This window comes from Marinimicrobium koreense, assembly GCF_003762925.1.
Classification (GTDB): domain Bacteria; phylum Pseudomonadota; class Gammaproteobacteria; order Pseudomonadales; family Cellvibrionaceae; genus Marinimicrobium; species Marinimicrobium koreense.
The window spans coordinates 1,446,547-1,459,994 of record NZ_RJUK01000001.1 but is presented as its reverse complement, the minus strand read 5'-3'; the positions used below and the strand labels follow the sequence as shown (position 1 = coordinate 1,459,994).

General features: G+C 60.9%; 13 protein-coding genes. 9 read left to right on the top strand and 4 right to left on the bottom strand.

Going from position 1 to position 13,448, the window contains the following annotated elements:
* Positions 1-2: 2 nt before the first annotated feature.
* From mnmC to trmL, 4 genes are all read right to left on the bottom strand, one after another.
* Positions 3-2,114, bottom strand: a complete 2,112-nt coding sequence (gene mnmC / locus EDC38_RS06375; RefSeq protein ID WP_123637780.1) for a bifunctional tRNA (5-methylaminomethyl-2-thiouridine)(34)-methyltransferase MnmC2/FAD-dependent 5-carboxymethylaminomethyl-2-thiouridine(34) oxidoreductase MnmC1 — start codon at positions 2,112-2,114, stop codon at positions 3-5.
* Positions 2,111-2,632: a flavodoxin FldB gene (gene fldB, locus EDC38_RS06370; protein ID WP_123637779.1), complete on the bottom strand. Its 522-nt coding sequence runs from the start codon at positions 2,630-2,632 to the stop codon at positions 2,111-2,113. The genes mnmC and fldB overlap by 4 nt, the downstream gene beginning before the upstream one ends.
* On the bottom strand, positions 2,629-3,093 hold the full coding sequence (locus tag EDC38_RS06365) for a flavodoxin domain-containing protein (protein ID WP_123637778.1): 465 nt from the start codon (positions 3,091-3,093) through the stop codon (positions 2,629-2,631). The genes fldB and EDC38_RS06365 overlap by 4 nt, the downstream gene beginning before the upstream one ends.
* A gap of 90 nt (positions 3,094-3,183) precedes the next feature.
* Positions 3,184-3,651 carry a tRNA (uridine(34)/cytosine(34)/5-carboxymethylaminomethyluridine(34)-2'-O)-methyltransferase TrmL gene (trmL, locus tag EDC38_RS06360; protein WP_123637777.1) on the bottom strand — a complete coding sequence of 156 codons (468 nt, stop codon included), beginning with the start codon at positions 3,649-3,651 and terminating at the stop codon, positions 3,184-3,186.
* Positions 3,652-3,991: 340 nt separating this feature from the next.
* Between trmL and EDC38_RS06355 the strand changes: the two genes are divergently transcribed.
* From EDC38_RS06355 to EDC38_RS06315, 9 genes are read left to right on the top strand one after another with little or no spacing between them, the layout of a single operon-like run.
* The gene (locus EDC38_RS06355; protein ID WP_123637776.1) at positions 3,992-4,819 is read left to right on the top strand and encodes a type IV pilus biogenesis protein PilM; all 828 of its coding nucleotides are present in this window, start codon (positions 3,992-3,994) and stop codon (positions 4,817-4,819) included.
* Positions 4,819-5,448, top strand: coding sequence for a hypothetical protein (locus tag EDC38_RS06350; RefSeq protein WP_123637775.1), 630 nt, complete (start codon positions 4,819-4,821; stop codon positions 5,446-5,448). Before EDC38_RS06355 ends, EDC38_RS06350 begins: the two co-directional genes overlap by 1 nt.
* A complete protein-coding gene (locus EDC38_RS06345; protein WP_123637774.1) occupies positions 5,441-6,118 on the top strand; it encodes a hypothetical protein in 678 nt (225 codons plus the stop codon). The genes EDC38_RS06350 and EDC38_RS06345 overlap by 8 nt, the downstream gene beginning before the upstream one ends.
* A complete protein-coding gene (locus EDC38_RS06340; RefSeq protein WP_123637773.1) occupies positions 6,111-6,440 on the top strand; it encodes a hypothetical protein in 330 nt (109 codons plus the stop codon). The genes EDC38_RS06345 and EDC38_RS06340 overlap by 8 nt, the downstream gene beginning before the upstream one ends.
* An 11-nt stretch (positions 6,441-6,451) precedes the next feature.
* A complete protein-coding gene (gene mshL, locus EDC38_RS06335; protein WP_246004351.1) occupies positions 6,452-8,200 on the top strand; it encodes a pilus (MSHA type) biogenesis protein MshL in 1,749 nt (582 codons plus the stop codon).
* A 13-nt stretch (positions 8,201-8,213) separates the two neighbouring features.
* Positions 8,214-9,131 carry an ExeA family protein gene (locus EDC38_RS06330; protein ID WP_123637771.1) on the top strand — a complete coding sequence of 306 codons (918 nt, stop codon included), beginning with the start codon at positions 8,214-8,216 and terminating at the stop codon, positions 9,129-9,131.
* On the top strand, positions 9,128-10,486 hold the full coding sequence (locus EDC38_RS06325; protein WP_123637770.1) for a tetratricopeptide repeat protein: 1,359 nt from the start codon (positions 9,128-9,130) through the stop codon (positions 10,484-10,486). Before EDC38_RS06330 ends, EDC38_RS06325 begins: the two co-directional genes overlap by 4 nt.
* Position 10,487: 1 nt before the next feature.
* Positions 10,488-12,224, top strand: coding sequence for a GspE/PulE family protein (locus EDC38_RS06320; RefSeq protein ID WP_123637769.1), 1,737 nt, complete (start codon positions 10,488-10,490; stop codon positions 12,222-12,224).
* Positions 12,224-13,444, top strand: coding sequence for a type II secretion system F family protein (locus tag EDC38_RS06315; protein ID WP_123637768.1), 1,221 nt, complete (start codon positions 12,224-12,226; stop codon positions 13,442-13,444). Before EDC38_RS06320 ends, EDC38_RS06315 begins: the two co-directional genes overlap by 1 nt.
* The last annotated feature ends 4 nt before the right edge of the window (positions 13,445-13,448 follow it).

Below are 13,448 nucleotides of genomic sequence, written 5' to 3'. Positions count from 1 at the left end.
GATCAAATCTTGTTGCGCATCAGATCCCGGATCAGAAAACGCGCCGGGTGCAGCGCCTGAATCAGCTCGCGGTCCAGCGGCATGGGCTCCCGTTCGATGTGGGCGACCAGCAGCTCGGCGCTCAGCGGGGTGTAGCACAACCCGCGGGACCCGTGGCCGACATTGATGAACAGACCGTCGTGGTAGCGCCCCGGACGGGGAAGGTTCAGTCGGGCGTCCTTGCGTAGCGGCGCAAAGTCCTCCAGAAACGCGGCCCGGTCCGGGGCGGGACCCACCAGGGGCAGATAGTCCGGCGTGGTGCAGCGAAACGCGACGCGTCCCCCGAGTGAGGCCAATGGTTGATCCGCAAAGAGGTTGGCGATCTCGAGGCCAAATTGCGCCAGTTGTTCCAGATTCTGCTGTTGATCCCGTTCCGTTATCGCCGTATCGGTGTCGTGCAGATTGAACGTGGCTCCAAGGCAGTGGTGGGCGCCGTCTGAGGGAGCGAGGTAGCCATCGCCACACAGTGCCGCTTTCAGCTGCCGGCTCCGGTCTGTGGCGTTCACTTGGGTAATCTGGCCGCGAATGGCCTTCAGGGGCAGGGCGGCGGTTTGGGAAAAACGTCGCACCGCCCGGGCGTTTGCCAATACCGCGATGCGGGCCCGGTGCTCGCGGTTGTTCAGGTCCCGGGCGCTCCAGAGTTCTCCCTGCCGGCTGAGCTCGGTGATCGTGGTCTCGCCCCCCAGAGTGATATTGGGGTGGTCGAGTAGTGCTTCACACAGCGTCGCCGGGCTCAACCAACCCGCTTGGGGAAAGTAGAGGGCGGGCCGGGGGACTGGCAGGCCGGCGAGTTCGCCCACTTCGGCGGCATCAACCGGGCGGACCAGTTCCGGTGTCGCCTGATAACACTGGGCAATTTGGGTCTGTAGTTGACGTTCTTTGTCAGTGGTGGCGACCTGCAGTAATCCGCACGTGGCGCCGTTTTGCCAGTAGGGCCGATAAAAACGCTGGGCGAAGCTCAGACTCAGCACATTGAAACGTGCCAGAGGCGAGTTCTTGGGGGAAAGTTTGGCGTATAGCAGCCCCTGGGGGTTGCCGGAGGCTTCCTGAGCGGCACGGGGGTGTTGCTCCAGAACGGTCACCTGCCAACCCCGTTCGGCCAGCGCCCGCGCGCTGTGACAGCCCGCCAATCCGGCCCCGACAATCAGCGCTGTACGCGGCGCGTCGGGCCCAAGCCCCGGATGGGAGGGCAGGGCCCAGGGCAGGGCGGGTTTTTTGCGGTTCAGGCGGTGGGGGGCTGAGGCCTGTGAGGCGGGTGTCGGGGGTGCCGCCGCCGGTTGCTGCTCTGAATACTGAGCGGTGAGCATTTCCCGCTTGCGGCCAAAACCGGGCACTTTTTCCGGTGTGAAACCAGCGACGGCAAGGCCGCGCCGAACCACTCCGGCGGCGGTGAAGGTGGCCAGGGTGGTGCCGGGCTGGCTCAGGTGCGCCAGGGTAGTGAACAGTTCCGGAGTCCACATATCGGCATTCTTGGCCGGTGCGAAGCCATCCAGAAACCAGGCGTCCAGGGCTGGGCCAGAGTGGATGAAATCAGGGTGATCGCTGCTCAGTAGCTGGGCCAGGCCACTCTGGGCATCATCAAATATCAGTGTCAGGATCACTCGCCCACGGTCCAGGTGTAACCGATGAAATGCCGGGCCCACGGTGGGTGGGTATTGATCGATCAGTTCATTGGCGAGCGCCCTCAGTTCGGGCCACAGGCTCAGGGCCCGTTGCAGGTCGTCTCGCTGCAGGGGAAAACGGTCCACGCTGATAAAGTGCAGTCGGGCATCGTCAGGGGCCGTTTGCCGCCAGAGTTGCCAGGCAGCCAGAAAATTGAGGCCCGAGCCGAAGCCGGTTTCGCCAATGGCGAAACGGCGTTCAGTCACGGGCTGTTGCTCCAGGGCCCGGAAGCGCTCGGCCAGATGGTTGTGGTGCAGGAAGACATGACGAGTTTCGGCCAGTCCGTCGGTGCGGGAGAAATACACGTCGGCGAACCGGGTGGAGATTGGCTGACCCGCCTCATCCCATTGCAGGTGAGCGGTTTCCAGATTCTGATCCGGCCCCGGAGTGCCGGTCTCCGGGGCGTCGCTCACAGGCCGAACTCCCGGGTAATCTGTTCGCACCAGCGTGCGATGCGCTCGTCGGTCAGATCGAACTCATTCTCTTCATCCAGTGCCAGCCCCACAAATTGATCGCCCTCGGGGGTGAGTGCCTGAGAGGCCTCAAATTCGTAGCCCTCCCGGGGCCAGTAGCCGCAGGGGCGGGCGCCCCGGGCCAGCAGTTGCGCGTGCAGGTAGCCCATGGCGTCGAGAAACCATTCGGGGTAACCGATCTGATCCCCCAGTCCGTAGAGCGCCACCGCTTTACCGCGCAGGTCCAGCTCCGCCAGCTCTTCCCAGATCTCCTCCCAGTCTTCCTGCAACTCCCCGTAATCCCAGGTCGGGATGCCGAAAATCAGGTAGTCGTAAAACTGGGCGGTGATGACCGGTTCATCGGCAATGTTGAACATATCCACCCGGTCTTCACCCAGTACCGCGCGGATTTTTTCGCCCGCCATTTCGGTGTAGCAGGTGGAGCTGCCATAAAACAGCCCGATGGCGGCACGGCTCATGACGGTGCTCCATCCGGCAGGAGCGTCGCCCACTGCTCAAGCCATTCCCGGGCGGACTCTTCGGGGTCGTCGCCGCTGCAGGCGTCCAGCACCAGAGGCTCGCCGATTCGCTGCGCGCCGAGGTCGGCGAATGCATCGTCGATGGCTTGGCCGGCTTCACCGAAGGTGGTGTAGCTGCTGTCGCCGAGATTGATCAGGCCGTACTGGCGCCCGGCAATGGCGGGATACTCGCGGGTCATCTGAACGTACAGTGGCTGCAGGTTGTCCGGCAGGTCGCCGGCGCCGGTGTTGGAGGTACAGATGAGTAAAATTTCATCGGGGCTTCGGACCAGATCTTCCACCTGAGCAAAGTTGTTGATGCTGATCTGGTGGCCTTTGCGTTGCAGCTCCTCGGCTGCGAGCTCGGCGATGCCTTCGGCATTACCGGTGACACTACCCACCAATATCTGGATTTGACTCATGAGTCCCCTTGCTAATCAACTGTGGTACGAATGCTGGATCAGGCTGGCGCCCTTTGAGCAGGGCATGATACCAGCCTGTTGGAGTTGGCGTCAGCGATGGCTGCCGGGAAACCCCAATTGGCGCCAGGCCTCATAGGCCACTACGGACACCGCATTGGAAAGGTTCATGCTGCGACTGTCGGCCACCATGGGGATACGCAGCAGGTGGTCCGGGCCCAGCTCGTCCCGAATGGACGCGGGCAGTCCCCGGGTTTCAGGCCCGAACAGCAGGTAGTCCCCCGCTTCGAACGTCGTTTCACTCGGGTAACGGTGGCCTTTGGTGCTGAGCCCGAACAGTCGCGCCGGTTGCGCCTGCTCCAGGAAGCTGGGCCAATCCGGATAGGTTTTCAGGGACTGCCATTCACCGTAGTCCAGCCCCGCGCGGCGTAGCCGTTTGTCATCGAGCACGAAACCCAGAGGCTCAATCAGGTGCAGTTGGCAGCCGGTATTGGCTGCCAGACGAATGATATTGCCGGTGTTAGGCGGTATTTCCGGTTCAAATAAAACAATATGGAACATTGGTTTTCAGCCGATTTCGTGTACTATTGTGCGCAAGATCCGGGCCTCGTGACGCTGGTTATAACAAAAAGGAATATAAAGCGTCTTCAAGGCGAGATTTTCTTGGCGATTGTGCGGTTCGCCGGGACGTAGTGCGCGCGATGCGTCATAATACCAGCGTTCAGGCATGTTTATTGCCTCAGTCAACAATAACTCGGGAAGCCCAGGTGGCCAGCCGTTGAGCTTATTTCGTAAACGACCATCCAGTACAGGTACAGTTGGCGTCCAATTCAACAAGGGCGGGGTTTCGCTCGTCTGTGCCGAGGCTCGTCCCGTTGGGGCTCCTGCCGGTGAGGGCGAAATGGCCCGGCCTTTTCTCCAGGCCGCTGAGTGGCTCCCCGAGAGCGATAGCCAGCGCCAGACGGGGTTGCTCGAAGAACGGGTGGAGCAGTTGGGGTTGCGCCGTAAACCCTGTCACCTGGTGTTGGGGCGGGAAGACTACAACCTGCTTCTGGTTGAGGCCCCAGCCGTGCCGGCCTCGGAACTGCGCGAGGCCCTGCGTTGGCGAATTCGCGACCTGATTGACTTTCCCGCCGACCAGGCGGTACTGGATGCCTTTCTGTTGCCGGAGGATCGCAGCCGTGGCGGGAAGCGCATGGCCTATGTTGCGGTGGCCCATCGCCATCTGATTGAACAGCGTATCGCTCAGGTGGCGGACGCCCGGCTGGATCTCCAGGTGATCGATATTCCGGAGTTGGCGTTGCGCAACCTGGTGTATCGGTTGTGCGACACGGCCCGGGGTGTGGCGCTGGTCAAGCTGGGCGGTGGCACCGGCAGTCTGCATATCGTCCGCGGTGACGACCTGCACCTGGCCCGCCGCTTTAATGTGCCCTATGAAGGTGGGCTGCTGGAAGATCTGCCGGAGGATGTCCTGTTACTGGAAATCCAACGCTCCCTGGATTACTTCGAACGCCAGATGCGCCAGCCGCCGCCCGGCCAGATCTGTCTGGTCGGGGAAAACCTCAGCCCTGATAAAATCACTGAATCACTGACCAATGGCTTGCCGATGCCGGTTTCGTTGCTGGACATCGAGTCGTCGCTGACACTGGGCGATCAGGTTCAGTCTCACACCCTGACGCTGTGCCTAGCCGCCATCGGCGCCGCGCTGCGACTCACGGAGGGGGACTGATGCAACAGGTCAATCTGTATTTGCCGGAGTTTCACCCCCGTCGGGTGTGGTTGAGTCTGAACCAGATGATCGCCGCGATCGCGGTTGTTCTGGTGTTGATTATCGGCCTGTCGCTGTGGAGTGCGGCGTACACCGATTCGCTCCAGGCACGCTTGACGGATGAACGCGCGCAGTTGGAGACATTACAACAACAGGTGCAGCGGCTCATGGCCGAACTGCCCGCCCGTCGCGGTGCGACGGTGGAAGAGCAGGTGGCCCGTTTGCGTCAGGAAATTCAGCGGCGGGAGCAGATTCTGCGCCTGATGTCCCAGCAGAATCTCGGCAACGCCGAGGGGTTTTCCGGGCAACTGTTGAGCCTGTCCCGCCATGCCATGGATGATCTGGCGCTGGCGGAGTTTTCGCTGCAATCCGGGGGGCAGTACGTCGAGCTGGCCGGCCGGGTGCGCAAGCCGGAACAGGTGCCGCTGTATCTACAGCAGTTGCGTCAGGATGAGAGCTTCGCCAACGTTTCGTTCGGCGTGCTGGAAGTGGCTCGGGAGCCGGATGACCGGGGACCGGGGTTGATGTTCTCGCTGCAGCGCGCCGAGGCCGACGAGACCAACGCACGGGGAGGGCGATCGCGTGACTGATTGGCAGCAGAGTTGGCATCGCTGGGCCGAGCGGGTGGAGGCCTATTCCCTGCGTGAGCGGGTACTGCTCTTGCTATGCCTGATCGCGGTGTTGATCGGGCTCTGGCAGTGGTTGATTGAGTTGCCTCAGGAGCGTCAGCGCGAGCAGATTGAACAGCAGCGCACCGCCGTCGCAAACGATCGGGATGCCCAGCAGGCACAGCTGGCCGCCCTGATGAGCACCGAGGCGGACAACCGACCCGCAAGGGAGTTGGAGCAACTGCAGCGGACACTGGATGAGCTGGATGCGAGTCTGGCGAGCCTTTCCCAGGGGTTGGTCAGTGCGGATCAATTGCCACAGATTCTTCAGGAAGTGTTGATTTCCACTACTGAGTTACAGCTGCGACGGGTGCGCACGCTTCCCGTTGAGGAACTGCCGTTGACCAAGGCCGCAGATGGCACTGAAGCGGCGGAACCGGTTGAAACGGCGACCGGTGTTTTTCGACACAGTGTCGAGCTTGATGTCAGCGGTGACTTCTTTGAAGTGTTGAGTTTCCTGCGCCGGCTCGAAGGGCTGCCCTGGCGGTTCTACTGGGATCGTCTGGACTACGAAGTAATGGACTACCCGGTGGGCGATATTCGATTGCGGGTTTATACCCTGAGTGCCGAGGAGGGTCTGCTCGGTGTCTAGATTATTGTGCATTGCCTGTCTGATCGGGTGGTCGGCGCTGGTGTGGGCGGACAGTCAGCGCGACCCCACTCGCCCCCTGGATTACCGGGCCAGCCGCGAGTCGGTGTCCCTGACGCTGAACGCAATCATGGCGGGCGACTCGCGCCGCCTGGCGATCATCAACGGACAGTCCCTGACGGCGGGCGAGATGATTGCCAACACCGGGGGGGTACGCCTGCTGCAAGTTGAATCCCATTCAGTGATTGTCGGTCAGAGCGGCCGGCAGTGGCGTTTGAATTTGAACGATGAATCCGTACGTCGAACGAGGCCCGCGGAGCAATGAGGCAAACGATTATGGATCCGCATTTTCTGAGAAGAACGATGCACACCGCCGCCGCGCTGATGGCGGTCGTCCTGGTGACGGCCTGTGTTGGGCCGCGCGATTCGCAGTTGGCGGCTGAGCGTGAAATGAGTGAGGTGGCCGAGGCGCAGCGTGAGCAGGCTCAGGCGGTACCCGAGGAAGTGAGCCAGGCACTGGTTCCAGAGCGCCGTCGCAGCGAGGAGGTGGCTCCGGAGCGGTTTGATGTCAGAGTGCGCAATGTGCCCGCCAAGGCGTTTTTTCTCGGGCTGGTGCAGGACTCAGACACCAACATTGTGGTGCACCCCGATGTCAGTGGCAGTCTCTCGCTGGAGTTGAAAGGAGTCACGGTGGATGAAGTGCTGGAAGTGGCACGGGACATTTACGGTTATGACTACCGGCGTTCGGGCAATATCTACACGGTGTATCCCAACGAGCTTCAGACTCAGGTGTTCCATGTGAACTACCTGGATGTTCAGCGGGTGGGGGTGTCGGACACCAACCTGTCGATCGGTCGCAGTGAATCATCAAACAATAACCGCAACAATCGCGGTTCCGGCAATAATTCGGGCAGCGGCGATGACAGTGCCAACCTGCTGGGCCTGCTCGCCGGTGAAGACGGCAGTTCGACCAATGGGTCTGAGGTGTCCCCGGGGGCGCGGGTGCAGACCATGAACCGCACCGATTTTTGGCAGTCGCTGCGCCAGTCGGTGTCCGCCATTGTCGGCGGTGAGGGTGGCGACAAGATGGTAATGGTCAGCCCCCAGGCCGGTATGGTGGTGGTCAAGGCTATGCCTCATGAGCTGAATGCGGTGCGGGAATTTCTGGAGCGTTCCGAGCTGAGCGTAAGGCGTCAGGTGATTCTGGAGGCGAAGATTCTGGAGGTCCGTCTGAACGAAGGGTTCCAGGCGGGGATCAACTGGGGCGCCATCAGCGGGCAGTTGGACTACGGCTATAACCGGCTGCGCTCGACCAGCTACTCGGAGCAGGATTCGGCCGTCACCACCATTCCGCCGGGAAGCAGTTCCCGCCAGATTTCCGGGTTGGAAGAACTGCAACGCGGTACTGAAAACCTGTTTACCTCCGTCCTGCAGGTGGGTGATGTAACCGAGCTGCTCGACTTGCTGGAAACTCAGGGCAGCGTGCAGGTCCTGTCCAGCCCCAGAGTGTCCACGGTGAACAACCAGAAAGCGCTGATTCGAGTGGGCTCCGATGAATACTTTGTGACCGGTATCTCCAATAACACCACCTCGAATGTGGCGTCGGTGACCAGCACGCCCAATATCGAACTGTCGTCCTTCTTCAGTGGTATTGCCCTGGATGTGACCCCGCAAATCGCCGACAGCGGCGAGGTGATCCTGCACATTCATCCGGTGGTCAGTGAAGTGAATGACCAACTGAAAGTGTTTACCGTCGGTAGCGAGGAGTTCGCCTTGCCTCTGGCACAACGGGGTATTCGCGAGTCGGACAGCATTGTCCGGGCGCGCAGCGGCCAGGTGGTGGTGCTGGGTGGCCTGATGCAGGAGGATACCCGGGACACCGATGGCAAGCGGCCGGTGTTGGGCGATATTCCACTGCTCAACAGCCTGTTCAAAACCCAGGGGCGTAGCCGCCAGAAAACCGAACTGGTGATTCTGTTGCGTCCGGTGGTGGTAGATGATGGCACCTGGCAGGACGAACTCGATCGCAGTCGCAATCGCATGCAACAGATGGGCGATGGTTATCGCGACCTCTGGGAGCAATAGCGCGGAGCCGGTCATGTACCAGGACTACTTCGGGCTGCGGGAGATGCCGTTTTCCCTCACCCCCGATACCCAGTTCTTCTTCGACAGCGCCGCCCATCGGGCGGTGCTCAATACGGTATTGCTGGCCCTGCGACACAGCGAAGGGTTCATCAAAATCGTCGGGGAAGTGGGCACCGGTAAAACTCTGTTGTGCCGCAAGCTGCTGGCCAGCCTGGGGCCGGAGTTTCTTACCGCGTACATTCCCAACCCCTACCTGACGCCGGACGAACTGAAAGGCTTCCTGGCCCAGGAAATCGGTGTGCCGTCCTCGCCCGATATGCCCGCCTATCAGCTGCTGAATGAGATCTACGCCCGGCTGGTGGCACTCGCCGCGGAGAAACGGCGCGTGGTACTGGTGGTGGATGAAGCCCAGGCCATGCCCCGGGAGACCATCGAAGCCTTGCGTCTGCTGACCAATCTGGAAACGGAAAAAAGCAAACTGTTGCAGGTGGTTCTGTTGGGGCAGCCCGAGTTGGAAGATGTGCTCAATCGCAGCGACTTGCGCCAGTTGAAACAGCGAATCGTGTTTTCGGAAACCCTCGGTACCATCGATCGCCGCACCCTGGCCGACTATCTCGATTTTCGTCTGCAGTCCGCCGGTTATCGGGGGCGCTCGCTGTTTACCCGGGGCGCGGTCCGGCTGATGCATCGCGCATCCGGGGGAATTCCCCGGTTGATCAATGTGCTCGCCCACAAGGCGTTGTTGGTCAGCTTCGGTCAGGGACGTTCCATGGTAGGCCGGGCGCAGGTGGCCAGGGCCGTGAAGGATACCACCGAAAGTCGTCGGCTGGGGCGCTGGCTGTCCGTCACGCCTTTTGGTTGGACTCCCTGGTTGGCGGTCTCCTTGTTGTTGGTGGGCGTGGGGCTCTGGTGGTACGGGGGCACGCCGTGAGTCTGATGAATGACATGCTGCGCGACCTGGATCGACGGGGCGGTACCTCCCCGAACCCGGCCGGCCCATCGACGCACCGCACTCAGCCAATGCAATCGCGCTATTTTGTTGGTGCGGGTCTGGCCGTTCTCGTGGCACTGGTCATAGCCGCACTGGTGTTTTGGTCACTGGTTGGAGCGGGCGGTGAAGGCAGTGCGCCGATGACAGAACAACCGGTGCCAGCAATCGATTCTGCGCCGGTGGCTGAATCCACAGTCGCTGAGCCGGAGCCCCGTATGCCGGCAACACGGGAGGTAGAGGCGGCATTGAGTCAACCGGTGACTCAGAAACCCGTCGAGGCGATTCCGGATGAATCCCAGGACTCCGATTTCTCGGAGGATATTCAGGTACTGCTTGATAAGGCTCGCCAGGCCCGGGACCGGGATCGATTGACGCGCCCAGCGGGAGACAATGCGTACGAATACTATCAGCAAGTGTTGGCCCTCAGTGCTGATCATCCGGTGGCGCTCGCCGGGCTGGCGGCGATTGCCCAGCGTTATCGGGAGCTGGCTGAAGCGGCCATGGACCGGGAGGCTCTGGATGCGGCCCAGCAGTTTCTGCGTCGGGCTCGTTCGGTCGATCCGCAGTTGTCGGGGATGCAGAACAGCGAAGCCCGATTGGAGACACTGCGAAACCGTTCGCAAAGCGAAGGTACGGAGCCGGAAACCGAGAAGGCGGCAGACGCCTCCTCGCTCAATGTACAACTCGATCTTGCCAGCGAAGATCGACGGCGCGCGCAACAGGCGCGCCAGTGGTGGTCTCGGGATCAGCGTAGCCGGGCCCGGCATTTTCTGGAGCAGACGCTCGCTCAGTGGCCGGAAGATAGGGTGCCGCCGACGGTGAGCACCGTGGCATTGGTGGAGTTCTACCTGCAAGAGGGTAACGACTCACAGGCAGAGCAACTGTTGAACGAATCACGGGCATTGTCCGATGATGAACACTCGCGCCTGGGCGCTGAGCTCTGGTCTCTACGTGGGGATAATGCCCGGGCGCTGGCACTATTGGAGAACTCGGCGGAACATGCCGAAGGCAATGAGCCTTACCGCGCTTTGTGGGCGCGCCTGAATTATGAGCAGGGGCGCCACGAACAGGCGGCCAATCATTACCGGCAGTTACTGAGTGACTTTGGGGCACAGCCGGCCTACTGGTTGGGGCTGGGGCTGGCGGAAGATGCCCGCCAGCAAGCGGCGGCGGCACTGCAAGCCTTCGAGCAGGCGCTGGCCAGTGGCGCTTACGATGGCCGTGAGTCCATTCGCCGATACCTGGAAGGGCGTGTCGGCGTACTGGTCCGTCGAACCGAAAACCGGGAACCCTGATATGGTTGATACTCAACAAAGCACTCGCAAACGCATTCGCATCGGGGATCTGCTGGTAGCGCAGCAGATGATTACCGACGACCAGCTCTCCCACGCGTTGGAAGAGCAAAAGCAGAACGGCCGGAAGCTGGGGAACACCCTGGTGGATCTCGGGTACGTGGACGAGAATGCACTGCTCAACCTGCTGTCCGATCAGTTGAATATTCCCTTCGTCGAGCTGCGCCAGTTCCGGTTTGACCAGGAGTTGATCCGGCGCTTGCCGGAAACCAGTGCCCGGCGTTATCGGGTGCTTCCGCTACGGGAAGATCCCGACGGTCTGCTGTTGGGGATGGCCGACCCCACGGATATTTTCTGTCTGGATGAACTGACCCGCCAGCTCGATCAGACGATCAAACCGGCGGTGGTCCGCGAGTCCGAGCTGCTGGATGTGCTCGATATCGCCTACAGTCAGGCGAGTGAAATTGCCTCGCTGGCCGAAGAACTGGATGAAGAGCTGGAAAGCTCCGCGATCGATTTGACGGATTTCGCCGCCGAGGCGACCGACAGCGATGCGCCGGTGGTCAAGCTGTTGCAGAAAATTTTTGAAGAAGCGATCACCGCCAAAGCGTCGGACATTCACATCGAGCCGGATGAAACCGTGCTGCGTATCCGCAACCGGATTGACGGGGTGTTGCTCGAGCAGGTGATGAACGAAAAGCGCATTGCCCCGGCCCTGGTGGTGCGTCTGAAACTGATGTCCGGGCTGGATATTTCCGAGAAGCGCAAACCCCAGGACGGACGCTTCAATCTGAAGGTGAAAGGCCGCAATATTGACGTGCGTCTGTCCACCATGCCGGTGCAATTTGGCGAGTCGGTGGTGATGCGTCTGCTTGACCACACTGATGGCGTACTGCCTCTCGGCAAGGTCGGCATGCCCCCCGCGCTGGTCGACCGGTTTCGTAAAATCATTGCTCGCCCTCACGGGTTGGTCTTGGTCACTGGTCCGACCGGCAGTGGTAAAACCACGACGCTGTACGGGGCACTCTCGGAGCTCAACAAGCCCGAGAAGAAAATCATTACCGTGGAAGATCCGGTGGAGTATCGTTTGCCACGTATCAACCAGGTGCAATTGCACGAGCGTATCGGCCTGACCTTTGGCAGTGTGCTTCGGGCGTCACTGCGCCAGGACCCGGACATTCTGCTGGTGGGGGAGATCCGGGATGCGGAATCCGCCGAAATTGCGCTGCGCGCGGCCATGACCGGTCACCTGGTATTGTCCACCCTGCACACCAACGATGCCCTGACCTCCGCGCTGCGTCTGATCGATATGGGCGTCGATGCCTACCTGGTGGCCACGGCACTCAAGGCGATTGTGGCCCAACGCCTGTTGCGCCGCATTTGTACCAGTTGCATTCAGGATCACGAGCCGAATGCCAACGAACGCCAACTGCTGGCGGCGATCGCCAAGGGGCGCGATCTCAGCCAGGTGCAGTTCAAACAAGGGGCGGGCTGCCCCCATTGTCATAACACCGGCTACCGGGGTCGGGTCGGGGTTTTCGAATTGTTGGAAGTCAATGGTGCCATGGCTGAAGCGCTGCGGGACAACAGCCTGAATGCGTTTACCCGAGCGGCTCAGCAGAGCCCCAACTATCGCCCCCTAAGCCACAGCGCACTCGATTACGCGATAGAGGGCATCTCCACCCTCGAAGAGGTCATGAAAGTCTCAGCACAGATCGAAGATGAGGCAGAGCTGATCTGATGGCCCTCTACCAGTTCAAAGGCCGCAACGCCGAGGGTCGCCCCGTATCCGGCCAGCTCGAAGGCCCCAGCCCCGACGCCGTCGCCGGCCAATTGGCCGGGCGCGGGGTGACGCCCATTGCCATCGAACCCTATGAGCACCGCCCCAGTTGGTCTGAGCGCTGGCAGGAGTGGCGCCACAGTGGGCAGGTAGAAACTGTTGACCTGATCATGTTCTGCCGACAGATGTACACCATTACCCGGGCGGGCGTGCCTCTGGTACGCGGCATTCGCGGCCTGGCCGCCAACCTGCGCCATGTGACCTTTCGCAATACCCTGGAGGACATTGCCGACCGTCTGGAATCCGGTTTGGAATTATCAGTAGCGATGCGTCACCACCCGAACGTGTTCAACAACCTGTTTATCAGCGTGGTGAGTGTGGGGGAAGGCAGTGGCTCTCTGGAGAGCGCCTTCAAGCAGTTGAGTGAGTATCTTGAACGGGACCAGGAAACCATCAAGAGCATCAAGGCGGCGCTGCGCTATCCCAGCTTTGTATTGATCGCCCTGGCCATCGCCATCATGGTCATCAACGTGAAGGTGATTCCCGCCTTTGCCAATATGTTTTCCCAGTTTGGCGCGGACCTGCCGTTGCCAACCCGCATTCTGGTGGGTGTGTCCGATTTCTTTGTCGCCTTCTGGCCCTATCTGTTGTTTATCGCCGTGGGCAGCTTTTACGGGTTTCGTCGCTATATCAAAACCGATAAGGGGGCCCGAGTCTGGGGCCGCAAAAAACTTGGCCTGATTGTGATCGGCGACATTATCGAACGGGCCTCCATGGCCCGCTATGCGCGTTCGTTCAGCGTGATGTTGCGGGCCGGTCTGCCGGTCAACCAGGCGTTGGATCTCTGTGCCCGGGCCATTGATAACCCCTGGCTGGGTGACAAGATCCGTGAGATTCGGGCCGGTGTGGAGCGCGGTGAAGGGCTGTTTCAGACCCATATGACCAGCGGCATGTTTACGCCATTGGTGCTGCAGATGATCGCCGTGGGGGAGGAGAGCGGCCAGGTGGACCAACTGCTCTCGGAAGTGGCCGAGTTCTATGAGCGGGAGGTGGATTACGATACCAAGCGTCTGAGTGATCGTATTGAACCGATCATGGTGGTCATTATGGCAAGTTTTGTCCTGATTCTCGCCCTGGGCATCTTCCTGCCCATGTGGGAAATGTACAACATTCAGCAGTGAGCCT